Origin of the sequence: Pelotomaculum propionicicum (assembly GCF_048984525.1) — a bacterium.
Taxonomy (GTDB): Bacteria; Bacillota; Desulfotomaculia; order Desulfotomaculales; family Pelotomaculaceae; genus Syntrophopropionicum; species Syntrophopropionicum propionicicum_A.
On sequence record NZ_JBMGJC010000011.1, the window covers coordinates 60,316 to 85,295 of the forward strand.

Annotated in this window: 27 protein-coding genes and 1 other RNA gene; 26 read left to right on the forward strand and 2 right to left on the reverse strand. The window is 47.1% G+C overall.

All coding sequences use genetic code 11. From position 1 onward, the window contains the following. The first annotated feature begins 5 nt into the window (after positions 1-5). From map to ssrA, 19 genes are all read left to right on the forward strand, one after another. Positions 6-752 carry a type I methionyl aminopeptidase gene (gene map / locus ACOBQJ_RS12910; protein ID WP_421072167.1) on the forward strand — a complete coding sequence of 249 codons (747 nt, stop codon included), beginning with the start codon at positions 6-8 and terminating at the stop codon, positions 750-752. Between the two features lie 66 nt (positions 753-818). After that, the gene (locus tag ACOBQJ_RS12915) at positions 819-1,103 is read left to right on the forward strand and encodes an RNA-binding protein (protein WP_421072168.1); all 285 of its coding nucleotides are present in this window, start codon (positions 819-821) and stop codon (positions 1,101-1,103) included. A gap of 111 nt (positions 1,104-1,214) precedes the next feature. Beyond that, positions 1,215-1,433, forward strand: a complete 219-nt coding sequence (gene infA / locus ACOBQJ_RS12920; protein ID WP_421072169.1) for a translation initiation factor IF-1 — start codon at positions 1,215-1,217, stop codon at positions 1,431-1,433. Positions 1,434-1,558: 125 nt separating this feature from the next. Next, positions 1,559-1,672, forward strand: a complete 114-nt coding sequence (rpmJ, locus tag ACOBQJ_RS12925) for a 50S ribosomal protein L36 (protein WP_421072259.1) — start codon at positions 1,559-1,561, stop codon at positions 1,670-1,672. A 22-nt stretch (positions 1,673-1,694) separates the two neighbouring features. After that, positions 1,695-2,066, forward strand: coding sequence for a 30S ribosomal protein S13 (gene rpsM / locus ACOBQJ_RS12930; RefSeq protein WP_421072170.1), 372 nt, complete (start codon positions 1,695-1,697; stop codon positions 2,064-2,066). 18 nt (positions 2,067-2,084) lie between these two features. Then, positions 2,085-2,474, forward strand: a complete 390-nt coding sequence (rpsK, locus tag ACOBQJ_RS12935; protein WP_421072171.1) for a 30S ribosomal protein S11 — start codon at positions 2,085-2,087, stop codon at positions 2,472-2,474. A gap of 15 nt (positions 2,475-2,489) precedes the next feature. Continuing rightward, on the forward strand, positions 2,490-3,116 hold the full coding sequence (gene rpsD / locus ACOBQJ_RS12940) for a 30S ribosomal protein S4 (RefSeq protein WP_421072172.1): 627 nt from the start codon (positions 2,490-2,492) through the stop codon (positions 3,114-3,116). A gap of 124 nt (positions 3,117-3,240) precedes the next feature. Then, on the forward strand, positions 3,241-4,188 hold the full coding sequence (locus ACOBQJ_RS12945; protein ID WP_421072173.1) for a DNA-directed RNA polymerase subunit alpha: 948 nt from the start codon (positions 3,241-3,243) through the stop codon (positions 4,186-4,188). A 17-nt stretch (positions 4,189-4,205) separates the two neighbouring features. Further along, positions 4,206-4,544, forward strand: coding sequence for a 50S ribosomal protein L17 (gene rplQ, locus ACOBQJ_RS12950; protein ID WP_421072260.1), 339 nt, complete (start codon positions 4,206-4,208; stop codon positions 4,542-4,544). 119 nt (positions 4,545-4,663) lie between these two features. Further along, positions 4,664-5,506 carry an energy-coupling factor transporter ATPase gene (locus ACOBQJ_RS12955; RefSeq protein WP_421072261.1) on the forward strand — a complete coding sequence of 281 codons (843 nt, stop codon included), beginning with the start codon at positions 4,664-4,666 and terminating at the stop codon, positions 5,504-5,506. A gap of 76 nt (positions 5,507-5,582) precedes the next feature. Then, positions 5,583-6,410 (forward strand): energy-coupling factor transporter ATPase, encoded by an 828-nt coding sequence (locus ACOBQJ_RS12960; protein ID WP_421072262.1) that lies wholly within the window; start codon positions 5,583-5,585, stop codon positions 6,408-6,410. Continuing rightward, positions 6,404-7,201 (forward strand): energy-coupling factor transporter transmembrane component T family protein, encoded by a 798-nt coding sequence (locus tag ACOBQJ_RS12965; protein WP_421072174.1) that lies wholly within the window; start codon positions 6,404-6,406, stop codon positions 7,199-7,201. Before ACOBQJ_RS12960 ends, ACOBQJ_RS12965 begins: the two co-directional genes overlap by 7 nt. A gap of 233 nt (positions 7,202-7,434) precedes the next feature. Continuing rightward, positions 7,435-8,199 (forward strand): tRNA pseudouridine(38-40) synthase TruA, encoded by a 765-nt coding sequence (truA, locus tag ACOBQJ_RS12970; RefSeq protein WP_421072175.1) that lies wholly within the window; start codon positions 7,435-7,437, stop codon positions 8,197-8,199. A gap of 61 nt (positions 8,200-8,260) precedes the next feature. Beyond that, a complete protein-coding gene (gene secG, locus ACOBQJ_RS12975) occupies positions 8,261-8,494 on the forward strand; it encodes a preprotein translocase subunit SecG (RefSeq protein ID WP_421072176.1) in 234 nt (77 codons plus the stop codon). Between the two features lie 40 nt (positions 8,495-8,534). Then, positions 8,535-10,598, forward strand: coding sequence for a sodium-translocating pyrophosphatase (locus ACOBQJ_RS12980; RefSeq protein ID WP_421072263.1), 2,064 nt, complete (start codon positions 8,535-8,537; stop codon positions 10,596-10,598). A gap of 104 nt (positions 10,599-10,702) precedes the next feature. After that, positions 10,703-11,137 (forward strand): PaaI family thioesterase, encoded by a 435-nt coding sequence (locus ACOBQJ_RS12985; RefSeq protein WP_421072177.1) that lies wholly within the window; start codon positions 10,703-10,705, stop codon positions 11,135-11,137. Further along, on the forward strand, positions 11,134-11,685 hold the full coding sequence (locus ACOBQJ_RS12990; protein ID WP_421072178.1) for an HD domain-containing protein: 552 nt from the start codon (positions 11,134-11,136) through the stop codon (positions 11,683-11,685). The genes ACOBQJ_RS12985 and ACOBQJ_RS12990 overlap by 4 nt, the downstream gene beginning before the upstream one ends. A gap of 327 nt (positions 11,686-12,012) precedes the next feature. Next, entirely contained in the window at positions 12,013-12,474 is a 462-nt protein-coding gene (smpB, locus tag ACOBQJ_RS12995; RefSeq protein ID WP_421072179.1) for an SsrA-binding protein SmpB, read from the forward strand. A gap of 51 nt (positions 12,475-12,525) precedes the next feature. Further along, positions 12,526-12,878, forward strand: a transfer-messenger RNA (tmRNA) gene (ssrA, locus tag ACOBQJ_RS13000). Positions 12,879-13,112: 234 nt separating this feature from the next. On the opposite strand, the gene ACOBQJ_RS13005 is transcribed toward ssrA, so the two are convergent. Beyond that, positions 13,113-13,760, reverse strand: a complete 648-nt coding sequence (locus tag ACOBQJ_RS13005) for a hypothetical protein (protein WP_421072180.1) — start codon at positions 13,758-13,760, stop codon at positions 13,113-13,115. Between the two features lie 222 nt (positions 13,761-13,982). Here ACOBQJ_RS13005 and ACOBQJ_RS13010 point away from each other — a divergent pair, with 222 nt between their 5' ends. Beyond that, a complete protein-coding gene (locus ACOBQJ_RS13010) occupies positions 13,983-14,363 on the forward strand; it encodes a hypothetical protein (protein ID WP_421072181.1) in 381 nt (126 codons plus the stop codon). Positions 14,364-14,387: 24 nt separating this feature from the next. Next, a complete protein-coding gene (locus ACOBQJ_RS13015) occupies positions 14,388-14,594 on the forward strand; it encodes a hypothetical protein (protein WP_421072182.1) in 207 nt (68 codons plus the stop codon). Positions 14,595-14,760: 166 nt separating this feature from the next. Here the strand turns inward: ACOBQJ_RS13015 and ACOBQJ_RS13020 are convergent, their stop codons facing one another. Further along, on the reverse strand, positions 14,761-14,988 hold the full coding sequence (locus tag ACOBQJ_RS13020) for a hypothetical protein (RefSeq protein WP_421072183.1): 228 nt from the start codon (positions 14,986-14,988) through the stop codon (positions 14,761-14,763). Positions 14,989-15,331: 343 nt separating this feature from the next. Here ACOBQJ_RS13020 and ACOBQJ_RS13025 point away from each other — a divergent pair, with 343 nt between their 5' ends. The 5 genes from ACOBQJ_RS13025 to drmB are packed head-to-tail and all read left to right on the forward strand — an operon-like array spanning position 15,332 to position 24,926. Then, the gene (locus ACOBQJ_RS13025) at positions 15,332-16,234 is read left to right on the forward strand and encodes a hypothetical protein (RefSeq protein ID WP_421072184.1); all 903 of its coding nucleotides are present in this window, start codon (positions 15,332-15,334) and stop codon (positions 16,232-16,234) included. A 5-nt stretch (positions 16,235-16,239) separates the two neighbouring features. Then, positions 16,240-17,805, forward strand: coding sequence for a hypothetical protein (locus ACOBQJ_RS13030; RefSeq protein ID WP_421072185.1), 1,566 nt, complete (start codon positions 16,240-16,242; stop codon positions 17,803-17,805). Then, entirely contained in the window at positions 17,802-19,514 is a 1,713-nt protein-coding gene (locus ACOBQJ_RS13035; RefSeq protein ID WP_421072264.1) for an NERD domain-containing protein, read from the forward strand. Before ACOBQJ_RS13030 ends, ACOBQJ_RS13035 begins: the two co-directional genes overlap by 4 nt. A gap of 16 nt (positions 19,515-19,530) precedes the next feature. Further along, a complete protein-coding gene (locus tag ACOBQJ_RS13040; protein WP_421072186.1) occupies positions 19,531-23,034 on the forward strand; it encodes a helicase-related protein in 3,504 nt (1,167 codons plus the stop codon). Beyond that, positions 23,031-24,926, forward strand: coding sequence for a DrmB family protein (drmB, locus tag ACOBQJ_RS13045; protein WP_421072187.1), 1,896 nt, complete (start codon positions 23,031-23,033; stop codon positions 24,924-24,926). Before ACOBQJ_RS13040 ends, drmB begins: the two co-directional genes overlap by 4 nt. Positions 24,927-24,980 lie beyond the last annotated feature (54 nt).

The window sequence follows — 24,980 nt, forward strand, 5'->3', positions numbered from 1 at the left end:
CCGACATGATAAGCTGTAAATCCGAGAGGGAACTTTCTTATATGCGTGAGGCCGGGCGGGTGGTGGCTAAAACACACGCCGCACTGGCCAGGGTAATCCGGGTGGGGATGACAACTCTGGAGCTGAACAGGCTGGCAGAGGAGATTATTGTTAAAGAGGGCGCCAAGCCCGCTTTTAAAGGGCTTTACGGGTTTCCGTACACGATCTGCGCATCCGTGAACGAGGAGGTAGTGCACGGGTTCCCGAGTTTAAGAAAATTGGAAAACGGTGATATTATCAGTATTGACATCGGGGCGGAAATAAATGGTTATTTCGGTGACAGTGCCGCCACTTACCCGGTGGGAGATGTCAGCCCTGAAGTTTTAAAACTGTTAAAAGCTACGGAAGAATCCCTGTATAAAGGGATCGCCATGGCCAAGGCGGGAAACAGGCTGTCAGATATTTCTCATGCCGTGCAGACCTGTGCGGAGGGTTACGGGTTTTTCGTGGTCCGTGATTATGTAGGCCACGGGATCGGCAAAAAGCCGCACGAGGACCCGCAGGTGCCAAACTTTGGGAAGCCCGGGAGAGGCCCCAGGTTAAAGGCGGGAATGACATTAGCGATAGAACCGATGATCAATATGGGCACTTATGAAGTGCGAACTCTTTCAAACAACTGGACTGTGGTAACTTTAGACGCAAAACTTTCAGCCCATTTCGAACATACGATTGCAATCACCGACGATCAACCGGAGATACTTACAAAGACGTGAGACATTACACGTAAGACGTGGAATATATCATAGCGGCTCAAAAACCGCGTCTCAGGAGGATGGAACATGTCAGAGAATGAGGTGCGGATCGGGCAGCTGGTTTCTTCAATACAGGGCAGGGACAGCGGTATGTTCTACCTGGTAGTCCAGATTGAAAACGAAACCAGGGTCCGGGTTGCAGATGGTGAAGGGCGAAAAGTGGAAAAGCCTAAAAATAAAAATATTAAACACTTGAAATTTTATAATACTGTCGCAGGTAATATTTTTGAGAAGGCGCAAATCGGCAAAAGGGTTACCAACGAGGATGTCCGGAAGGAACTAAAGAGTCTTGTCAGTCAACTGCCACTGTAAAAACGTTGACAGGGCGGTAAATATCGACAAATGCTTTGGAAATTCAGCCTTTTTACAGATGGCGGTAAACATAGTGTCCATTTTAATATAAGGAGGTTTACTGTATCTCTGATGTCAAAGCAAGATGTGATCGAGGTTGAAGGAACCGTGATCGAACCGCTGCCGAACGCGATGTTCCGCGTTCAGCTGCAAAACGGTCACAAGGTTTTGGCGCACGTATCGGGGAAAATCAGGATGAACTTTATCCGGATCCTGTCAGGAGACCGGGTAATGGTGGAACTTTCCCCTTATGACTTATCACGCGGTAGAATAGTTTACCGCTACAAGTGAAATCAGTAGTAAGTAGTCAGTAGCGGGCAGTCAGATTTAAGAAGGAATTCGCTTTAGAGAATTCCAACAAGCAATCCGACGTCCGACGTCTGACGACTGACAACCGATTTAAGGAGGGATTGATGGTGAAAGTCAGGCCATCGGTTAAACCTATGTGCGAAAAATGCAAAATTATTCGCAGGAACGGTAAGGTTATGATAATCTGTGAAAACCCAAAACACAAACAGACACAAGGGTAAAACAGGAGGTGTTGAATAGAATATGGCACGTATTGCTGGCGTCGACTTGCCCAGAGATAAAAGGGTGGAGATAGCCCTGACCTATATTTTTGGCATTGGCAAGCCCACGTCCCAACAGATCTTAACCCAGACCGGCGTTAACCCGGATACCAGGGTGAAGAACCTTACAGAGGAAGAAATAAACAGGTTGCGGGATGTTATTGAGAAGAACCTTAAGGTAGAGGGAGATCTTCGCAGGGAAATCGCTCTAAATATCAAGCGACTAATCGAAATCGGCTGCTACCGGGGCCTGCGGCACCGCCGCGGTATGCCCGTGCGCGGCCAGCGGACAAAAACCAATGCCAGAACCCGCAAAGGACCAAAGAAGACAGTCGGTGTCCGCAGAAAAAAATAAGTTAGAGGAGGTTGTTCAATGGCGCGTCGCGTAGCCAGGACTAAAAAACGTGAACGCAAAAACATAGAAAATGGAATTGCTCACATCAAGTCCACTTTCAATAACACCGTAGTTACCATTACCGATACCAAAGGCAATACTCTTTCCTGGGCCAGCGCCGGTGGAGTAGGATTCAAGGGATCCAGAAAAAGCACCCCGTACGCCGCCCAGCAGGCAGCCGAGAACGCTGCCAAGGAGGCCATGGAACACGGCCTGAAAGAAGTAGAAGTTATGGTCAAGGGGCCTGGAGCCGGCCGGGAAGCCGCCATTCGCTCCCTGCAGGCAGCCGGCCTGGAAGTAAATATGATCAAAGACGTAACACCTATTCCTCATAACGGATGCCGGCCGCCCAAGCGCCGGAGAGTTTAAGGAGGTGCACTATTTTTGGCAAAATATACAGGATCGGTCTGCCGGCTGTGCCGCCGGGAAGGCCTGAAGCTTTATCTAAAAGGAGACAGGTGCTTCGCTCCGAAATGCGCCATTGAGCGCCGGGCTTATCCTCCCGGACAGCATGGACAGGGGCGCAAAAAAGTTTCCGAGTACGGGCTGCAGCTGAGAGAAAAGCAAAAAGCCCGCAGGATTTACGGCATTCTGGAAAACCAGTTCAGAAGGTACTTTGAAAAAGCTGAACGGCAGCCCGGTGTCACCGGCGAAAACCTGCTTCGCCTTCTGGAAAGGCGCCTGGACAACGTTATCTACCGCCTGGGACTGGGTTCATCGCGCAGTGAAGCCAGGCAGCTTGTCCGCCATGGCCACTTCATGGTGAACGGCCGTAAGGTGAACATCCCCTCTTACTTAATCAGGGTCGGCGATGTAATAACCGTCCGGGAAAAAAGCAAGGAATCACCCAAATTAAAGGAATTGTTGGAGCGAGCAGGCGACCGTACGCCACCCGCATGGCTGGAACTAGAGGCTGAACAGGCCACGGCCAGAGTGGTGGATCTGCCAACGCGGGATCAGATCGATGCCACGGTGCAGGAGCACCTGATCGTAGAGCTGTACTCCAGATAGGATTTTGGTTGTTGGTTGTTGGTTGTTGGTTGTTGGATTGATTGCCGGATATCGCTGCGGTGGTTTCCGTTTATACCAGCCGCTGACCGCTGATTGCCAGGCACCATCTTAGGAGGGAACCTTAATGCTCGAAATCGAGAAACCAAAAATTGAAATCGTTGAAATGAACGAAGATAATACCTATGGGAAATTTGTGGTGGAACCTCTGGAAAGGGGTTACGGAATTACCCTGGGTAATTCTCTGCGCCGTATCCTGCTTTCTTCTCTGCCCGGCGCGGCGGTAACATCCGTTAAGATAGACGGTGTGCTGCACGAGTTTTCAACCATACCCGGTGTTGTCGAGGATGTCACAGACATCATTTTAAACCTTAAAAGCCTTTGTTTAAAGATCTACGGGGAAGACGAGAAGATACTGAGGATTGAAGCGATAACCGAGGGTGAAATAACGGCGGGTGACATCATCCACGACGCGGATGTCGAAATCCTTAACCCGGAGCTCGTTATCGCCACCCTGTCCGAGAACTCCAGGCTGGTCATGGAGATAACAGTATCAAAGGGACGGGGCTATGTCACTGCCGAGCGCAACAAAAAGGGCGACCATATCATAGGGGTTATACCGATTGACTCGGCCTTCACACCGGTGAAAAAAGTAAATTACACCGTGGAAAACACCAGGGTCGGCCAGATTACCGACTATGATAAACTGTCCCTTGAAGTATGGACCAACGGCAGCATCAGGCCTGATGAGGCTACAAGCCTCTCAGCTAAAATATTGAACGACCACCTGCGCCTTTTCATCGGACTTACCGAAAGCGTAAGCGACGTTGAGATTATGGTGGAAAAGGAAGAGGAGCAAAAAGACAAGCTCCTGGAAATGACAATTGAGGAACTGGACCTTTCAGTGCGTTCATATAACTGCCTGAAACGGGCCGGAATAAATACTGTAGAGGAACTAATCCAGCGCAACGAAGAAGACATGATGAAAGTAAGGAACCTGGGGAAAAAATCCCTGGAAGAAGTCATTAACAAGCTGGAAGAACTGGGCCTCTCGCTGAGGAAGGACGACGAGTAAGGGAGGGCTTTTTGAAAGTGGGATACCAGAAATTAGGTATTAATACAGGCCACCGCAAGGCCATGCTCCGCAACCTGGTCACATCCCTCTTCCGGGATGAACGGATCAATACAACTGAAACTAGGGCCAAGGAAGTAAAAAGCATTGCCGAAAAGCTGGTCACGACCGCCAAACAGGGAGATCTCGCGGCCCGCCGCCAGGCGCTTGCTTATTTGTACGAAGAAGAAGTAGTCAAAAAGCTATTCGATACAATTGCGCCGAAGTATGCCGACCGTTCCGGCGGTTATACCCGTTTAATCAAGGTAGGCCACCGCCGTGGCGATGCCGCGGAAATGGTGATTTTGGAATTAGTGTAGAGAGATCTTAATTGGGGCGTGGGATGTGAGATAAGATGACGGTGTCTAATGTTGCAGGATATGTAAGGGGCGGCCCGGAATCAAAAGACTCGCAGCTCACGGCCCATGACAGGGAAGAAATATTTATTGAAGTCAAAGATCTCACCTATACGTACAACCACGGCAAATCCGGCGAGCACATGGCTCTGTCCGGCGTAAACCTCAATGTTAAAGCGGGAGAGTTTATCGCGGTCGTCGGTCCCAACGGGTCGGGCAAGTCCACTCTGGCCAGGCATTTTAACGCCATGTTAAAGCCGTCGGCCGGCCATGTTATTGTCGGCGGGATGGACACCGCGGCTCCGGAAAATGTTTGGGAGATACGACGCCGGGTGGGCATGGTTTTTCAAAACCCTGACAACCAGATTGTGAGTTCTCTTGTTGAGGAAGACGCCGCTTTCGGCGCTGAAAACCTGGGCCTGCCTTCTGAAGAAGTACAGAAGAGGGTGGAAGAGACCCTGCGTTTGACCGGCCTGTCTCAATACGCAAGACATGCCCCCCACCTGCTTTCAGGCGGGCAGAAGCAAAAACTGGCTATTGCCGGTGTGCTGGTCATGCGTCCCTCGTGCCTGGTCCTGGACGAGCCCAGCTCCATGCTCGACCCCGTGGGGCGGGCTGAGCTGATGAAAACGCTGATCAGCCTGAACCGGGCCATGAAAGTAACTGTGGTACTGGTTACCCACTTCATGGAGGAAGCAGTTTTGGCGGACAGGGTCGTTATATTGTCGGACGGCAGAGTTGCGCTGTCTGGTCCGCCCGCAAGTGTATTTGCAGAGGTTGAACTATTGGAAGGCCTTGGACTGAAGCTCCCGGCGGCGGCTGAAATAGCGCACAATTTGAGAAAGCGGGGTTTTTCGCTGCCCGCGGGAATCCTTACTATTGATGATATGGTCTCTTATTTAAAGAACAGTTTCAGCCCTGGATAGTTTAAGGGGGAACCCTGACTTATGGAAGGGGGCGCCTCTTATTTCACCGATTATTGAGATTGAAAATCTAACACATATATACTCGACAGGTACGCCGTTCCAGGTTACTTCCTTAGACAGTATTTCCCTGGATATAGAAAAGGGCGTTTTTTTCGCAATTATCGGCTCCACCGGTTCCGGCAAATCAACCCTGGTCCGGCATTTTAACGGGCTCCTGACACCCACCGGCGGAAAGGTGCGGGTATGCGGGATCGACACTTCGGACAAAAAGCGGCGGAGAGACCTCTGGCGCAGCGTGGGGCTGGTTTTTCAGCAGCCTGAACAGCAGCTCTTTGAAGAAACGGTTTTTAGTGACGTTGCCTTTGGGCCCAGGAATATGGGCCTCGCCGAGGATGAGGTAACTGAGCGCGTGCATGAGGCGCTGCGGCTGGTTGGGATTGACCCGCTCGCAGCAGGCAGGATGTCGCCGTTTCGCCTGAGCGGGGGCATGCGCAGAAAAGCTGCTATCGCCGGAGTCCTGGCGCTGAAGCCGGAAGTGCTGGTCCTGGACGAGCCCACCTCGGGCCTCGACCCGCAGGGAAGGCGGCAGCTGATGGATCATGTCGAGGAGTTCCGGCGCCGGGAAGGCGCTACCATTATCCTGGTTACACACGACATGGAAGAAGTGGCTCTTATGGCAGAACGTGTGGGGGTGCTCGACAGGGGCCGGCTTGTTATGGAAGGCAAACCACGGGAGATTTTCAACCGGGCGGCGGAATTGACTGCGATAGGGCTGGACGTGCCCGCCCCGGCCCGGCTGATGCACAAGCTCCGGTCGCTGGGCAAAGCGGTCCGTACCGACGTGCTGACTGCCGCCGAGGCTGAGGATGAAATTGCCGGCCTGCTGGGAGAAGCGCCGTGTTAGGCGGCATTCCTTTAGGCCAGTATATCCCCGGAGATTCGCCGCTGCACCGCCTGGACCCCAGGACCAAGGTAATCGGTGTCCTGGCTGCCGCCGCGACGATCCTGGCCGCCTCCAACTGGCAGGGCTTCGTACTGGCCGCGCTGCTGGCTCTGGTAGCTTTATCGGCCTCGAAGCTGCCTCCGGGTATCTTATTAGGAAGCCTCAAATCGCTCTGGATACTTCTAGCCATTACTTTTCTGCTCCAGGCCTTTTTAACGCCCGGGACAGCACTGGCCGGACTGGGGCCGCTGAGGATTTCACGGGAGGGCGCCGTCGCCGGCGGCGAGATGGCCCTGCGCCTGTCGCTGCTGATTTTGACAGCCTTTCTGCCGACACTGACGACCCCTCCGATCAAGCTTACGGCAGGGCTGGAAAGCATAATATCTCCCTTAAAGCGGCTGGGAGTGCCGGCGCATGAAATAGCCATGATGATGACCCTGGCCCTGCGCTTTATACCTACCCTGCTGCAGGAGGCAGAGGTTGTGGTCAGCGCCCAGCGGTCGAGGGGAGCGGGTTTTACCACCGGCAGCCCGGCCAAATGGGCAAAGAGCCTGCTTCCGCTATTCGTTCCACTCTTTGCGGGTTCGCTGCGGCGGGCGGACGACCTGGCGGTCGCCATGGAAGCCCGCTGTTACCGGGGCGGCGCCAACCGGACCAGGATGCGGACGCTGAAATTCAGCGCCCCGGATTACGCGGTAATCGGCGTGTCGCTGGCCGTGCTGGCAGCGGCTGTTGCATTGCGGTATTTATAAATAAGTATCACAGGATTAACAAATATATATCACAGGGTTAACAAGATTTTAAAGATTTACAAGATTTATATTAAATTTAAGGATTCAAAAGGTATAATAAGTATTTTAATTAAATAATTCCTATTCTTCAATCCTGTTAATCTTGATAATCTTGTAAATCTTGTGAAATAAATATTTTATATCTTGAAATAATCTTATAATCTTGTGAAAACGTTTGATTACTTGAGGGCTTCATGGCTAACATAAAGGTTACCATAGCTTATGACGGCACAAATTATCACGGTTTTCAGGAACAGCGCGGCACAGGCTTCCTGACTGTCCAGGGGGTTTTTGAAGAAAGTCTGTCCAGGCTGGCTAAAAGAGAAATCAGGGTTATTGGAGCGGGCAGGACGGACGCTGGGGTGCACGCCCGCGGACAAGTGGTTAATTTTGCATCCGGCGATCTGCGAATTCCCCCGGAGAGGCTCGCATACGCCCTGAACAGCATGCTTCCGACGGATATTGTCGCCCTGGAGGCGGCAGAAGCACCGGACTCGTTTCATTCGCGTTTTTCGGCGGCGTCCAAGACCTACCGGTATGTTATTAATAACGGGAAAAAGCCTTCTCCTTTTCTCAGGCTATACAGCTATCATATTCCCCGCGACCTGGATACGGAGGCTATGCAAGAAGGTGCGCGGCACCTGGTGGGGAAGCAGGATTTCAGCGCTTTCAGGGCGCTGGGGACGCCGGTTAAAACCACTGTGCGAAACCTCTTCGGGATACAGGTGAGCAGGGAAAGTGAACTGGTTTATATTGATATACGGGCGGATGGATTTTTATATCACATGGCCCGGATGATTACCGGGACGCTGATCCGGGTTGGCCTGGGCAAGCTTGGTCCGCGGGATGTGGCGGACATCCTGGCCAGCCGCGACAGTCTGAAAGGGGGGCCGGCAGCTCCGGCGCGAGGGTTGTTTTTGGAAAGAGTAGAATACCCGGACAATACCTTGGATTGTTAGATTTTTCACATTATGATATAATATTTTCTGGTATTTTTCCAATGTTAAGGAGGGGACCCTAGTGGACGTTCTTAAAATTGTAGTGACTGTTATTCAAGTGCTTCTTTCTATAGCCCTTATTGCCGCAGTTGTCCTTCAGTCGGGCAGGAGCGCCGGCCTCTCCGGAGTTATTTCCGGCGGAGCGGAGACACTGTTTGGCAAGAAAAAGGGATTGGACGAGCTTCTGGGCAAGGTCACTGTCGTAGTAGCCGTTTTATTCGGAGCTCTATGTCTGTTATTAGTAATATGGGAGTAAAAGTTTTTAACGAGGAGGAAATGAACCAGTGCAGGAATCAATGACACTAGCGGCAATCGGAGCAGTTGTCGGGGCGGTAGCCCTGCTCTTCGCTCTTGTGACTTTTGCCAGCATTCTCAAAGAGTCCATGGGCACGCCAAAGATGAAGGAAATTTCCGAGGCTGTCCAGGAAGGCGCCATGGCTTACCTGAACCGTCAGTATAAAACGTTAATTCCTTTCACCATTGTTATCGCTATTTTACTGGTCCTGGTACTGCCGCGGCTGGACCCGCGCGTGCAGGGCGGCGCCCTCGCCGTATCATTCCTGGTAGGCGCGATCAGCTCGGCTATCGCCGGATACATAGGCATGAACAGCACCACCAAGTCCAATGCCCGCACGGCTGAAGCCGCCCGGAGCGTAGGCCTGGGCAAGGCGCTTAAGGTATCTTTCCGCGCCGGCGCGGTTATGGGCCTTTCCGTGGCGGGACTCGGCCTGCTGGGAGTTTCAGTATTATTTTTGATTTATAAAGACCCCGTGGTCATCAACAGCTTTGCTTTCGGCGCCAGTGCCATCGCTTTCTTCGCCAGGGTCGGCGGCGGTATCTACACCAAGGCCGCTGATGTGGGCGCAGACCTGGTCGGCAAGGTCGAGGCGGGCATCCCCGAGGACGACCCGCGCAACCCGGCCACCATCGCCGACAACGTGGGCGACAACGTGGGCGACACCGCCGGCATGGGCGCCGACCTGTTTGAGTCATACGCGGCCACGACAATCGCGGCCATGATTATCGGCAACACGATTTTTGGAGTAAAAGGAGCGCTCTTCCCGCTGGTGGTCGGCGCTATCGGTATTATCGCTTCAATAGTGGGCACCTTCTTTGTCCGCACCGGTGAGGGCGGCAACCCGCAGGCGGCGCTTAATGTGGGCCTGTGGTCAACCAACGTGATGACAGCAATAGGCGTCTATTTCCTGGCCAGCTGGACTTTCGGCAGCGAGGGATTGGGCATTTTCCTGGCCGTCGTCGCCGGACTGATCGTCAACGTGGCCATCGGCGCCCTGACCGAGTACTATACCGCCAACAATAAACCCCCCTGCCTGCGGATCGCCGAGGCCTCCAAGACCGGCCCGGCTACGAACGTCATCCACGGCCTGGCAGTGGGCATGGAGTCTGTGTTTTTCCCGATGGTGTTCTTTGCCGCGGCCATCTACTTCGCCTTCTGGGTAGCCGGATGGATTGTGCCGGGCCACGCCATTTATGGCATCGCCATGGCGGCCATGGGCATGCTCTCTACCGCTGGTATAGTGGTGGCTATGGACTCCTTCGGACCTGTCGCCGACAACGCCGGCGGGATTGCCGAGATGGCCGAGCTGCCGCCTGAAGTCCGACAAATAACCGACAAGCTCGACGCGGTAGGCAACACCACTGCGGCTATTGCCAAAGGTTTTGCTATCGGGTCTGCCGCGCTGACCGCGCTGGCGCTGTTTCAGGCCTTTGCCGATGAAATAGTGAGGAACCCCAAACTGCAGCACCTGCTTACAAACGGAAAACTGGTAATTAACCTGAACGATCCCACGGTCCTGGTGGGACTCCTGATTGGCGCCTCGATTCCTTTCGTAATCGGTTCTTCCACCATGCGCGCCGTGGGTGACGCGGCTTTCGGCATGGTAAACGAAGTGCGCCGCCAGTTCCGTGAAATCAAAGGTATTATGGACGGAACAGCAAAACCGGATTACGCCCGCTGCGTCAACATTGCCACCGGCGCCGCGATCCAAAAAATGATCTTCCCGGGCCTTGTGGCTGTTGCTATGCCCCTGATTGTGGGATTTGGCCTGGGCGCCCTGGCACTGGCCGGTTACCTGGCCGGCCTTACGGCGACAGGCGTCCTGATGGCCCTGTTCCTGTCTAACGCCGGTGGCGCATGGGACAACGCCAAGAAGTGGATTGAAGCAGGTAACCTGGGCGGCAAAAAGATCGACGGGCAGCCAAACCCGGTGCACCAGGCAGCGGTTATCGGCGACACTGTCGGTGACCCCTGCAAGGACACATCCGGTCCGGCTATGAACCCCCTGATCAAAGTCGCCGGCACCATTTCGCTGATTATCGGCTCGGTCCTGTTCCACTAGGATAATAAAAATGCCGGGAGGACCCGGCATTTTTTTATAAATAGTTTTAACCGCATTGTTTTGTGAATTATGCGGTTGATTTTTAGCGGAAGGAAGTGGATGTTTTGACCAGGCCGCTGAAAGACGAAAACAATATCTGCTTTGGTTGCAGCCCCAATAACCCCATCGGTCTGAAGATGGGATTTGAGATGTACGGGGACGTCTGTCGCTCGCGTTTCACACCCGCCCGGGAACACCAGAGCTGGAACGACGTGGTGCACGGCGGGCTGCTCGCGACCATGATGGATGAAGCGATGGGCAAGTGGCTCTGGGAGCATGGGCTTACGGCTATGACAGCGGAAATGACCATTCGCTACAGCGCCGTGGTTCCTGTAGGGGCAACGCTTACTATTGAAAGTTATATGGTTTCACAAAAACGCAAGCTGATTGAGATGGCCGCCAGCATTACCTTGCCGGACGGGACGGTGGCCGCACGGGCTAAAGCAAAGTTTCTCGAAGTTACGCCGGCAGCGATGCCGCGGAAGGAGGAAGAAGATTGAACAGAGACGAGGCGCTTGCTCTTCTCAAAAAAAACCTGACCAATAAAAACCTTTTCAATCATTCCCTGGCCGTTGAGGCTGTTATGCGCAGGCTGGCGGAGCATTTTAACGAGGATGTGGAGAAATGGGGCCTGGCCGGCCTGTTGCACGACATCGACTATGACCGGACCAAGGACGACCCTGCGAGGCACAGCATGGAGGGAGCGGAAATCCTGGCCGGGCTCGGGCTGCCCGACGACATCGTGTACGCGGTGAAGGTGCATAACTCCCGCCACGGCCTGCCGAGAATTTCCCTGATGGACAAGGCTCTTTACGCCACCGACCCGCTGACCGGCCTGATCGTGGCGGGAGCGCTGATCCGCCCGGAGAAGAAACTGGCTGCAATAGACGTGCCTTTTCTGTTAAACCGCTTTAGCGAGAAAAGCTTCGCCCGCGGCGCCAACAGGGAAACGATTAAAGCCTGCTCGGAAACCGGCCTTACCCTGGAGGAATTCATGGGGCTGGGGCTGGAAGCCATGCAGGGTATCGCCAAAGAATTGAAGCTGTAATCGGGGACATTCCATCGGGGACATTCCTCAGCCATTCCGATCGGGGACATTTCTCCGACCGCAAAGGAATGCTTATTAGAGAGATGTGTCCCCATTCCACTGTCTGGTAACATTAAACGATATAGGTTGCATAAAATAGAGGTGTGTCCCCGTTCCCATGTCGAGCCTCATTAAACGACAGACGTCACACAGACATATGTGCTCCTTAAACACCTTGACAAAAAGCAGGGCACTGCTATAATTAATATTGCATTTGAGATGAGTGTCACAAAACCCCTTATTCCAGTCGTTGACCGGAAAAGGGTTTATTTTTCAGGAGAGGGCCCTATGGCTGTTAAGACCGTTACCGAAAACCGAAAGGCCAGGCATGAATATCACATCCTGGAGACATACGAGGCCGGCATAGCCCTTACCGGGACCGAGGTCAAGTCCCTGCGCGCCGGCAAGGCCAACCTGCAGGATAGCTATGCCCGCGTTGAAAACGCAGAGCTGATGCTGTATAATATGCATATAAGCCCCTACGAGCAGGGGAACAGGTTTAACCACGAGCCCAAGCGCACCCGCAGGCTGCTGATGCACAAGCAGGAGATCATGCGGCTTTTGGGCAAGACCAGGGAAAAGGGACTGTCCCTGATCCCGCTTAAGGTTTACTTCAAAAACGGCCTGGCCAAGGTCGAGCTGGCCCTGGCCAAAGGCAAAAAGCTCTATGACCGCAGGGAAGACGCCGCCGAGAGGGACGCGAGGAGGGAAATGGACCGGGCGGTCAAGGAAAGAATGAAAACATATTAATATATTTACTGTCACGTTTAATCCTTGGGTCGAATAAACCCGATAATATATGGGGGCGTCAAGGTTTCGACGGGGGAAGCGGTGGCAGGAGGAGCGAGCCGGGGTGTCCATCAGCCCGCAAAACGGTGGAAAAACATTAATTGCCAATAACGAATACGCTTTAGCAGCTTAATTGCTGTCTAACCTCCTACCCGCGCTGGGCCCGTGGCCCGGGCCAGGGGGTCATTTAAACGGGCTGGCTTGAGTCCAATTCTCGGAGGGCTTAAGTAAGATCTATCGAGATAGTTCCAAGGGAGCCCGGCTGTAGGCGCCCGCGGAGCGAAACCTAAACTGCAGCCTGCGCTCGGAGAAACTCCTGTGGTCGGTCTTCCGGACGGTGGGTTCAATTCCCCCCGCCTCCACCAAATTTAAACTCAATAATTGATACAAAGAAAAAGCCCAGCAATACTGGGATTGTTGGAGATTTTGAGGTTAAATTAAGCATCGTTTAAGGCGGTGCTTTTTTGTTTTTGCACCCTTTCGTTAAAATATGCACCCCCCTGAAGGGCAATTACGACCTTTAATTAAAAAGTATAGGAAACGTTAAAAGGTTTAAAATTTAGCCTAAATTTTAATGCAAAGTGAGTAGTCACAATAGGCTATTTTATGGGAGTATCCGCAAATGGATTGTCGCCCTCTCTCATCATTTCTTCAAAAAACTCTGGTGGCGGCTCTTTAAAGTCGGGGTCATAATTGTCTATATCATTATGCAGCTTATAAATATCCGGATATAATTCCTTTCCAAATGCATCCTTGTCAAAGTATTTTGTCAGAACTCTGCAAATAGATTCCTCCAGTTCAAGTTGCATCTTCTTTCTAATTTCAAAAGGTAGATTATTGAACTGCTTGAGTGACAAGTTATGTATTATGAGGATATTTTCCAAATAACGATCATAAAGAAAATGATCATCAATTTTATCTCTTTGTTGTTTTAGGAGGTACGGATATCGTTCAGCTTTTAGATTATACAATGCCAATGCTCGAATATATGGGTCTTCATACTTTTCCGCATTTCGGTGATACTTGCCGGATAAGTATTTCGGATCTATATCAAGATGTTGAGCAATATCATCAAGTAATTCTGATGAAATCTGTCCATCGATAAGAGCACGGCGGATTGTTTTTTCAGACCAGCCAACACCACCAGTCACTACTCCCAATTTTCTGATACTGCTGTTACGCAGTTTTAATGCTTCTTCAAAGCACTTTCGATCAATAGAAACTTTGTTTTTTTCTTTGTTACCCATATTTCCTCCAACTGCGGACAAAACATCAATAAGTGACCGCACCCGCTCTTATCTGATTCCATTGACATTCATACATTAAAATCCTATAATAATGATGATACGAGGAATTAATGTCCGCACATATTAAGGTATCATAAGCCAAACTAAAAATCAATACATATGGAGGTTGTTTATGAACAAAGAAAAAAAGAACATCGATAATCATGAACACAGTTTCATCTCTTGGGTAAAAAACACAAAACAGGTATCCTCATTGCCGGAGGCGCTATCGCTGCTATTGGAGCGGGTTATGTGGTCTATAAGAATTGGGACCCTCTAACTGCAATATTCAAAGGCATCAAGTCTGAGCCTATTGCTATCAACAACCCACAGGCATCTGTTAAGGTTGCTATGCCAGTTATGGATGTACTTCCAGAAAACCCAACAGAAGTGGTCAATAAAATTATCAATCACGGTGAGGCATTCGGAGTTTGCGAACACCTTCGAAATCTTCCGAAGGGACGGAATGCTTCAGCGATGAAAACTGCTCTGGCATCAGAACACGGCTTTACACTTGGCACACACCAGACATGGGTCGAAAACTACTTAAAGAACTGCGCCTGATTTAAATCTAAAAGGAGAAATCTTATGAAAAAGCAACCTACCATTTACACCGACAATAGTGACTTATACGATGCTGATAAGGCTGTAAAAGATTTCGTAAAAGTTCACAAGGGCAAACTTAGCGAAGAAGAAAAAGATACACTTGGTGACTTGTTAGACCGCCGAGCGGCGGCTATTTCAGATGTCCTTGGTGTTAAAGTAAGTTCCGTCAGTGACCACAAAAAGAAATAACACCCTTCACGGCTCACCTTCGGGTGGGCTGTTTTTTTGCCGTAATACTATCTTTTAACGATTACATGGCAAATCGTTAAAAGATGCACAACCCCAGAGGTCAAATCGTTAAAAGTAAGTGCTTGGCAGCCAGAGGTTCGTGTCAAGTGTTGAAATATCCTTGGACTTATGATTTCACCCTTTCAATAAACCACCTTCCATTAGGTCTTGGCGGTTCCTGCACCGAACCCAATATTTTTCCTTCTCTAAGTAAATTTCTTAAGGGTTTTCCTCTGCGATGAATGGAATCATTAAGGATGCCAGCCTCATCAAGCCATCTAGCTGCTTCTACGGCATTAACTCTATTAAGGCTTCTCCTAATAAGTTCCTTTTGCAAAAAAGAGTTCACATCCATTTAAAAGCCCCCAATCCATTTGTTATTTTACTAACTATTTAAACCCAACCATAATGACCACCTATTTTTCAGGGGGTCTTTTTTGCTTTTTCCTTATTTCGATAATTTTCGGGAAAGTCCTCCTCAATTGGTAGGATATATCTGTTGCCGTGGAGAATAATGGTAACAAGGTACAACACAAAGATTATATAGTAGGAGTTTGTAAACATTTAGAGAAAACATTTAAAGAATGTAACTTCCACCTGGCAATGGGAATAAACCTAGTAAGTTGGTGACGTCTATGAATTTAAGTGGCATTAGCTTTTATGACAGTCAACAGTGGGTACCACTTCCTAGTTGGTGCTTGTTTTATATTAGCTGCGGTGAATCACTTGCACAAGCTAACAATTCTTTAAACAGGGTAGTGGTTGGAATTTCAATGCCAACAAGGGCATTTGCGGCCTGTTTTGTAGCTTTAGGTATTGTTGCATCAATAATAGAACGAACAACCAAGGTTAACATGGCCGAACGTTTTTCGAAAATAAGAGCTCTTCCTGTTGGAACCCCATTAATCTTCATAAGCGGGAAAACAAAGAAGAAAGCACTGTTTGATGGACCGGATTCTTTTGGGGGAGAGCCTAGAATTAGGATTAAGTTCGAGGGGAGTTCAAGAGCACCCATAACTTTTTTAGGACCTTTAGAAGTGGACAAGCTTTTTATTACAGATATTGCTGAAATTAAGTTGCCTAAAAACGCACAGAAGGGAAAAGAAATTGATTTCAATGAACGATTTATTTCCGGCTTTTTAAACGAGATTAACATCACGGAATTTGTTTTAAACTCTGTCCTTGAAGTTTTGATCGTAGGTAACTCAAAGTTATTAACAGACGAGCTTGTTAATACAGAATTTGCTGTTAAAAAGGGGACTGATCTGTTTAAGGGAACACTTCAAGACATAGTACGAGTTAAAAGGTTGAATGAGAGCTATCGTGCGGACATTTTCCCAACGAAAACTCGAAGATACAAAAACGAAAAAAAGGATCAGCCAAAATTTGTAATATTTGATGGGGGGCTTGCCTTTTTAAAGTGGAGGCACTTATGGAGTGAGGCTCAAATTGTTGTACTGTTAGATCGCACTGAACCTGTTTTTGAAAAAGCTGTCAGTGAACTCAACAATATGTATATCCACAACCGGGTCGATGACGCACCTCAAATCCAATTGCCACGCCCTACACTTGGTGTTGAACTAGTAACTTTTAGGGAGTGAATAAGGTGAATTCAATTACTCTCAATAAAGCAGTCAAGATTTATGATTGTGCTGCAGCCTGTAGTGCATGTTGGTATCCACTAAAACACCCATTATTTCAAAGCTTCTGTAAATTACTACAACAATTTGATCGCCGAGCAAGTGCAGTTGAAGGAGAAGATTATTGGAGTTCTTTATTGAGAGTTTTAAAACGCTTAAGGTTTTCATTTTCAACCACTCCTATTTCCTTTGACAGAACGGAAATGTATCCAGTAGGTTTCTTTGAAACTGTGAACTGGTACAAACAGAGATATATACACGTTTACCCAACTTATGAAGTAATACTTGAACCATTATTAGATACTTTAAATCAAATGGTGCAACTTAAACAAAATCCCCCCATGGACAAAATTGAAGCTTTAACTAATCCACAAGAAAAAGTAGCTATTTTACTTAAAGACTCCAGGATAATTTCATTAATCGAAGCGGAACTTTGCTCAAGGCAGAGATTAGGAAATATAAAGCTGGTTACCTCGAACTATTTGAAAGGTATGGATTGCTACGATCGTTTAATTTTAGTGGGTCCATCCTATTTGTTTCCTCCAAGCATCTTGAATTCACCAAGGGCAAAAGAAGTTGATATCCTGCACTATGAATGGATAAGAGACAGATGGGAAAACGACAGTTTCTTTCTTGGTTCTGACGGAATGAATTTGAAAATTAAAATCAGAAAGGCAACAAAGGAGGTGGAAAACACAACAGATAAAGCACCTGTTCAAGAAAACCAGTGGTGCTTAGAAGTTGGGGAATTATTACAATCGATAGACTGGGTTAAGGTAAGAGAGGTATTTTCTTCGGAAGTTTCAGAATCATATACCGAAGGGGTTCAAGCTTTTCCTATACTGTTGGATGGAGGCCAAGTTGCTTTTTTGGAATCAAAGGAGGAGGAGCGTGTCTGGACAATAGACTTAGACGATGAATCATCGTCTAAGGTTAAGAGAATTCCAACATTAGAGATACGGCAGGGAATGTTCTTAATATTACGTACTGCTGGCGGGGGTGACTATATGATAACTCTTGCTGAACAGATGCTTGGAGATAAGCTGGACCAAATTAAAAATGCGCAACTAACATGGAAATCCTTGCTTCGTAAAGCAGTTGAAAGTAAAGGAATACATAAAATTATTTCCGAGCTGCTTTCATTGGGTTCAGTAATTGCCAATGAACCAAATATACGTAACTGGATGTCAGAACGTAATATTAGTCCAAAGAATCCAGCAGACTTTAAAGCAATTATGAATTTAATAAAACTACCTTACAAGACTGAGGAATATTGGCAAATTGCAAGGACTTTAGAAACTGCTCACAGGATAGCTGGCCTTCGCATCGGAAAGATGTTATTGAAATTGATAGTATCAGCTAGCCTTGATGAACTCGAAAGGGTTGGTAGAATGGATTTTGAGCTTACAGGATTAGACGGAGGATCCTTAACAGCTTTCAGGGTAGAAGAAATTTCTCACGAAACTTATTTAGTACCTACTGCTCGTATTGGGCGCCTATTAGAAAGGGATGATTGCTTGTGGCTAGAATGATTCCTTCGGTGATTTATTCTGGCTGTCCAAGTCCTGGTGAACAGGAGATCTTTCGAAGATTAAAAGAAGATCCTTCAACTAAGGATTGGGTAGTGCTACATTCACTCGATATACCAGAACATAGAAGTCAAGTTAGTGGAGAAATTGATTTCGTAATTATTATACCGTCCAAAGGAGTTCTTTGCCTCGAAGTGAAGGCCTGTTCAAAGTTACATAGAGATGCTGGACTATGGTATTACGGAAACAATACAAGCCCTGACAAGCGGGGACCTTTTAAACAGGCATCTGATGCTATGCATAGCCTGCGCAAAAAACTCGTTAAACGGCGACCGGACCTTTCAAGAATTGTGTTTTGGTCTGCTGTAATTTTTCCTTATATTGAATTCTATGAGGAAGCAGTGGAATGGCATCCCTGGCAGGTTATTGATAACCGCGCTTTTCGCTCTAAGCCCTTGAGTCATCTTTTATTGATTGTCATAAATAGGGCAAGAAAATTCATGAAAGAATGTCCAAATGCACCTTGGTTTTATTCAGAATCACAAGAACCAAACCTTGAACAGTGCGAAACTATCGCTGAAATTTTACGCCCTAATTTCGAGTGTTTTGAAACTCCTAAATCAAGGGCACATAGAATTGAAGATGAAGTAAAATATTTCACGGAAGAGCAGTATTCGGCACTTGACGCAATGTCAATGAACCCAAGAGTGGTATTTGCTGGCCCAGCCGGGACTGGAAAAACTGTCCTCGCAATGGAAGCGACCAGAAGAAATCAAGTTGCTGGACAAAGGATACTGTTCCTTTGCTTTAACAGGATTTTAGGAAAATGGCTAGAAGACCAAATGAGCGATTGTGGCAATGTAGTTTTAGGAACTCTTCACAAATTTATGCTCTCAGCTGCTGGAGTTCCTGACATACCAAGTCATGGCTCAGAGTTTTGGGGAAATGAACTTCCTTTATTAGCTATAGATAGGTTACTAGAAGGGGATTTTTCACCATTCGATGTACTTGTAATTGACGAGGCGCAGGATATCCTTAGAGAATCTTATTTAGATTTTCTTGATCTTTGCTTAAAAGGAGGGCTAGCTACAGGAAGATGGTTCCTGTTTGGTGATTTTGAGAAACAGGCAATTTACGGTTCCGCCAAGTTATCCCTGGAAAAGTTCTTTAATCTCAGAGCCGGTAACTCACCATCGTATTCATTACGAATCAATTGCAGGAATACCCCTCGTATTGCTCACCTTGTTCATTTATTGGGAGGACTAAATCCAGGCTATACTAAGATTTTGCGCCCTGACGATAATGTTGAACCTAATTTAAAATACTACCAAAATTATGAATCTCAAGAACAGATCCTTTCAAATACCTTGAAAGAATTATATGACGAAGGATTTAAAGGGAACGAAATCGTAATATTATCTCCCAAAGCTGAAGGGTCCTGTGCTTCTCTTTTAACAATACAGCCTTGGAGAGACAGGATAAGACCTTATGATTTAGCAGGTACAGGACATATAAGATTCAGCTCAATTCATTCTTTTAAAGGAATGGAAGCTCCAATAATAATTGTTACTGATATTGAACATGTGTATGGCAAAGCTTCAGTTTCTCTCTTCTATATTGCTGTTACCAGGGCACTAAACCGATTAGTAATTCTAGCGAATGAATCAGCCAGAAAAGATATTGTTTCAACACTAATAGGATTAAATCACTAGTAGCGGAGGTGAAGAAATGAGTACACACATTGAAGATAGGGATGAGATTATTAAAACATTGAAGGCCGAATTAGTGGGCCCGTGGCCCCAGGGAAAAGAGATTAATTGTAATATGCCGATTGCTTTAAAGGGCGAAGAGGCGTTTCAACCATACAAGCAAATGGATAGCGGTCAGGAAATTCTTCAGCGTGATCCCCCAACAGTTCGTTACGGCGTAGGAGTCCTGTACCCTGTTGGAACTCCAGTAGAGGATAATGAGCTGACTGGTGCACCTGAGCTTGAGAGTCTTGCAGGAAGCATAGGTGAAGATAAAACCCAGGAATCTGAGTATGAGCCCTTAACAAAGCAAGGATCTAAGGACTTGGATGATATTTTTGAACGATCCAAGTACAGTGGAAAAAGCGAAACTGAAACAGAAGAATTTGACTTGGCATCAGCGAATTTATATAGACCCGGTAGCATGGGAATTAGTTTTCTTGCAAAGGTACCTGATGGGTGCAAGCTAGTGGTTCAAGCGACAGGCGGGCGTTATAAAAGACTAAAGGTTTCTATTAATGAAAAGGAAAGAATTTGGTGGCTGCGAAGCCCAGTTACCGTCAAAGCGGAATATGATTATGAAGTGCTAAATTCAACCGGGGAAGTGAATCCGCCTCCAAGCAAACACGATATTCAAAACGGCGATGGGTTGGATCTTAGAGTCGAAGTTTATTCCCGCCCGCATGAAGAAAAGAGCACAAGATTAATCACTGTTTGTTTGATTAACAGGACTGTGCCCTCCCAGCTAGACGAAGCATGTTTGTTTCAATCTCATTTTATTGCTTTGATTGAATCCGAGGGCAAGGAAAAAGGTCATCAATTTATTCAACCTTATCCAAAAAACAAACTAGAAAAGCCCGATGATGAAGAACAATCTATAGCGTTGTTATATCGCAACTTTGAGACATATGCGGTGGGGCACGGTTGTGCTGCTGACTGGGAACACCCATCGACGGGACAAGCAGTTTGGAGGGTTAGTGCAGAATGCCTTCCTGAATGTGAAATCCCTAGCATTACGTCTGATATTAAAGAAAATGATAATACACCAATTGAAGTGTCAATGGCTGAGCTTGCTGGTCTAATAGAAGGTAACGATGGTTTTTCTTCGCTCGATAGGGTTGTGTCACTATATGAGAAATGGATTGAAGACAAAACTAAATTGATCGTAAAATTTGAAGAAAAATACGTTGTTGCGGCTCGTAAACATATGGAAGAATGCAAAAAGGCAGTAAGTAGAATGCGCGGTGGCTTGAACTATCTAAAAAATGACAATAACAAAAAGGGACTACTTGCATTCCAACTTGCAAACCATGCTATATTGCTTCAACAAATTAGAAGTGGACAGGTAGTACGTAAGGTTAAATTTGACGCATCCGAGAAACGATTTAAGTTTCTCGGGGATTATGTTGAACCAGATGTATTAAATCCAGGCTCCAACCGGGGGAAGTGGAGAGCCTTCCAAATAGCTTTTTTGTTAATGTCGCTTCAGTCTGCCGTTGATGGTGCAGCGCCACATAGAAATACCGTGGATTTGATATGGTTTCCAACAGGTGGTGGAAAAACTGAAGCATATTTAGGATTGGCTGCATTTTCAATGTTCATGAGGCGCATAGAAAACCGGGCTGATGAAGGTGTAAATGTATTAATGAGGTATACCTTGCGATTACTAACAGCCCAGCAATTTCAACGTGCTTCAGGATTGCTGTGTGCGATGGAATATTTGCGCAGGAAGTTTAGTGATTTATTAGGTGACGGGATGTTTTCAATTGGAATTTGGCTAGGTGGGACTACAACGCCGAATAGAAGAACCGAAGCAATTAGTGCTTTGAGGGGCATGCAAAAGAACAAAACCACTGATAACCCTTTTATTCTGCGGTGTTGTCCTTGGTGCGGGGCTCAGATGGGCAAATTTGAGGGTGATATTCCTAAAAAGAGCATGGTTCCTAGAGTTCTTGGATATGAACAAATTGGTAACACGGTTTCTTTTAGATGCATTGATAGCAGGTGTGAGTTTAAAACTGGTCTACCGATTTATGTAATAGACGAAGACATATACGAGAAACGACCATCTCTTGTTATAGGGACGGTTGATAAGTTTGCAATGCTCGCATGGCGACCCGATGCCAGATCCCTTTTTGGAATTGGTTCTAGTGGATTACATGTAGTTTCGCCACCTGGATTGATTATACAGGATGAACTTCATTTAATATCAGGTCCGCTTGGTTCGATGTGTGGTATCTATGAGACTGCAATTGAAGAACTATGTACTGATAGGCGTGGGGAGGAACCGATACCCCCTAAAATCGTTTGTTCAACTGCTACTATTAGAAGATACGCTGAACAAATAAAAGCTATTTATGCAAGAAAAGATGTCATGTTATTTCCCCCTCCTGGCCTGGATGCAAGTGATTCATTTTTTTCTTGTTATGCTAAGGATAGCGAGGGGAAATTGCGTGCAGGTCGCAAATATATTGGGGTGCATGCACCTGGGTTGAGGTCAATGCAAACGGCACAGGTAAGGACATTCACGGCATTATTGCAAGCGCCTATAAATATGACTGCTGAGGAAAGGGATCCTTGGTGGACATTGTTATTGTTTTTCAATAGTTTAAGGGAACTTGGAACAACGCTATCGTTATTTCAATCAGATATACCCGGTTACCTCAAAGTATTACAATCAAGGTTTGGATTAAGCTATGGAGATATGCGATATCTAGGACATCTTCTGGAATTAACAGGTCGTCTTCAAAGCGACAAAGTACCAGAGGCGATTGAGAAATTAGAGAAAAAATGTACTAATACAAAAGATACACCTGTTGATATATGTTTGGCTTCTAACATCATTGAGGTTGGTATAGACATCGACCGTCTTTCACTGATGGCCATCGTTGGCCAGCCTAAAACTACTTCTCAGTACATACAGGTTACCGGCAGGGTTGGACGTAGATGGTCGGAACGTCCGGGGTTAATTGTAACACTATATGGTGCTTCCAAACCAAGGGATCGTTCTCATTTTGAAAAGTTTAAAAGTTATCATGAGCGTCTTTATGCACAAGTTGAACCAACTAGTGTAACACCGTTTTCACCACCAGCGATTGATAGAGCTCTGCACGCAGTACTAGTATCCTATGTCCGGCAGACAGGCGATCCAACTATTGCAAATAGTCCATACCCATATCCTGAACAGGCAATTGAACAGTTTAGAGATATTATGCTAGAGCGTATCAAAACAGTAGATGAACAGGAAGCTGATAATATAAAAAAGGTATTTAACAAAAGAGCAAATGAGTGGAAGAACTGGGAGAGAACCAAATGGTCAGCTGTGTGGTCTGATGCAGATGTGCCATTATTAAGAGAAGCTGGAGCTTATGCGAGCAAGAGTAAGGAAATGATCTCTTGGGCTACTCCAACCTCGATGCGAAATGTTGATGCAGAATGTCAAGTTGAATTAACCCAGCTATACTTAAAAGAAGGAGATGAGTGAAAGTGCCTAAAGGCCCGATTAGAAGATCGCAATTAATTGCACCATTTGGTGTTGGAGCATTAATAGTTACCAGGGACGGGACTTCACTAGTTTCCTGTGGGTTAGATCACTGGTACAAAAGGGAAGACGGATCTTCGACTTTGATTGATCCAGATGAATACAAATTTCATGAGTGGCGTCTTGAAAGGCTACTAAATGTATCTCATTTACGACTTCCACCGGATTACAGGAAAAAGAGAAGGTTTGAAGATAACATACCAAACACTTATTTAACAGTACCTTTTCTGAGGTTCCCACGTTGGCATTACTGCACAAAATGTGGGCGCCTGGTGGAACTTCCTCTATCCGTTCGGGGTAGGGCAAAGTGTCCAGATTGTGCTGTAAGAGGCAAGACCTGGTATTTAGTTCAAGTTCCCTTCGTTGCAGTTTGCGATCATGGTCATATGCAAGATTTCCCTTGGCGGGAGTGGGTTCACAGGAACTCAAATCCGGACTGCGACTTACCTTTGAGACTTCGGGGCACCGGTGGTGCTACTCTTGGGAGCCAGTTTGTCTCATGTGATTGTGGGATTGAAAAGAGGTCGCTGGCTAGCATTACTAGTGCTCGGCCTGATGGCAGGACTGAATTAAGTGAAAACCTGGAAAGAGGCTTTACATATTTATGTAAAGGAATACTTCCTTGGCACGGAAAAAATGAAGGAGAGACTTGTAATAGATCTTTACGGGGATCGCTGCGAAGCGCAACAAACCTTTACTTTGCTCAAGTGAGAAGTTCCATCTATTTACCGAGGGGCAACGATGTTGCACCTCAAGAGTTAATAGCAAGGTTAGAGCAACCTCCGCTGTCTACTTTAGTCAACTTACTAACATCTTCAGGGGTTGTAGTCAAGCCAGAATACTTAAGAGGGCAGCATTTCCAACTGGTGCATGAATTTAGTGACGAACAACTTCTCGCTGCATTGAATATTGTCTTGGGTTCCAAAGAGATACCAAAAGAACCCGATTCGATTATTGAAGATTGGGAAACTAGCTTTAGGCGTGAAGAATACAATTTACTAAGATCCGAACGCGATGAAAAGGAATTACGCATAAGACCAGCTGACCTTACCCATTATGAAAAGGATGTGGCGCATTTCTTTTCAAAGATTATGCTAGTTGACAAACTTATGGAAACCCGCGCGTTAGCAGGATTCCAAAGGATATTTCCAGAAAACGACCAGACACTTGAACAACAAAAGGCACTTTTGTGGCTAAATAAACCGCAACAAAGTGATGAATGGTTGCCAGCATATAAAGTCTTTGGCGAAGGAATTTACATTGAAGTTAAAGAGGAAAATCTGCAAAATTGGATGTCTTTATACGGAGAATCTGTCAATACCAGGCTTGAACCATTAATTCAAAGATATCACATGATACAAAATAGTCGGCGCTTGCGGGATAGGCCGATCGGTCCACGATTTGTTTTATTACATACTTTTGCCCATCTCCTCATAAATAGGCTTACCTTTGAATGCGGATATAGTTCAGCTGCCTTACGTGAAAGGTTGTATGTCTCTGATAATCCAGACGCACCCATGGCTGGTATTCTCATATATACTGCTGCTGGTGACGCCGAAGGAACTTTAGGTGGATTAGTTAGAATGGCAAAACAAGGGTATTTTGAACCAATGGTTCGAAGGGCTTTAGAAGGGGCAAAATGGTGTTCAGCGGATCCAGTCTGTATGGAAATGGGTAGGGCTGGTGGACAAGGGCCTGATTCATGTAACTTGGCAGCTTGTCACTGTTGTGCACTAGTCCCAGAAACAGCGTGCGAGGAATTTAATAGATTTCTCGACAGGGCGTTACTTGTGGGGAGTATGACGAATCGAAGTATGGGATTTTTTAAATTATAAAAGAGATATGCCGGTAGTATTTCCTCTGACGTTTTCTGAAACAGGTGCAAACTA

What these genes read in the sequence shown, in the direction of transcription:
- map (WP_421072167.1), top strand. Translation starts at nt 6, where the DNA reads ATGATAAGCTGTAAATCCGAGAGGGAACTTTCTTATATGCGTGAGGCC.
- ACOBQJ_RS12915 (WP_421072168.1), top strand. Translation starts at nt 819, where the DNA reads ATGTCAGAGAATGAGGTGCGGATCGGGCAGCTGGTTTCTTCAATACAG.
- infA (WP_421072169.1), top strand. Translation starts at nt 1,215, where the DNA reads ATGTCAAAGCAAGATGTGATCGAGGTTGAAGGAACCGTGATCGAACCG.
- rpsM (WP_421072170.1), top strand. Translation starts at nt 1,695, where the DNA reads ATGGCACGTATTGCTGGCGTCGACTTGCCCAGAGATAAAAGGGTGGAG.
- rpsK (WP_421072171.1), top strand. Translation starts at nt 2,085, where the DNA reads ATGGCGCGTCGCGTAGCCAGGACTAAAAAACGTGAACGCAAAAACATA.
- ACOBQJ_RS12945 (WP_421072173.1), top strand. Translation starts at nt 3,241, where the DNA reads ATGCTCGAAATCGAGAAACCAAAAATTGAAATCGTTGAAATGAACGAA.
- truA (WP_421072175.1), top strand. Translation starts at nt 7,435, where the DNA reads ATGGCTAACATAAAGGTTACCATAGCTTATGACGGCACAAATTATCAC.
- ACOBQJ_RS12980 (WP_421072263.1), top strand. Translation starts at nt 8,535, where the DNA reads ATGACACTAGCGGCAATCGGAGCAGTTGTCGGGGCGGTAGCCCTGCTC.
- smpB (WP_421072179.1), top strand. Translation starts at nt 12,013, where the DNA reads ATGGCTGTTAAGACCGTTACCGAAAACCGAAAGGCCAGGCATGAATAT.
- ACOBQJ_RS13005 (WP_421072180.1), bottom strand. Translation starts at nt 13,760, where the DNA reads ATGGGTAACAAAGAAAAAAACAAAGTTTCTATTGATCGAAAGTGCTTT.
- ACOBQJ_RS13015 (WP_421072182.1), top strand. Translation starts at nt 14,388, where the DNA reads ATGAAAAAGCAACCTACCATTTACACCGACAATAGTGACTTATACGAT.
- ACOBQJ_RS13020 (WP_421072183.1), bottom strand. Translation starts at nt 14,988, where the DNA reads ATGGATGTGAACTCTTTTTTGCAAAAGGAACTTATTAGGAGAAGCCTT.
- ACOBQJ_RS13035 (WP_421072264.1), top strand. Translation starts at nt 17,802, where the DNA reads ATGATTCCTTCGGTGATTTATTCTGGCTGTCCAAGTCCTGGTGAACAG.
- ACOBQJ_RS13040 (WP_421072186.1), top strand. Translation starts at nt 19,531, where the DNA reads ATGAGTACACACATTGAAGATAGGGATGAGATTATTAAAACATTGAAG.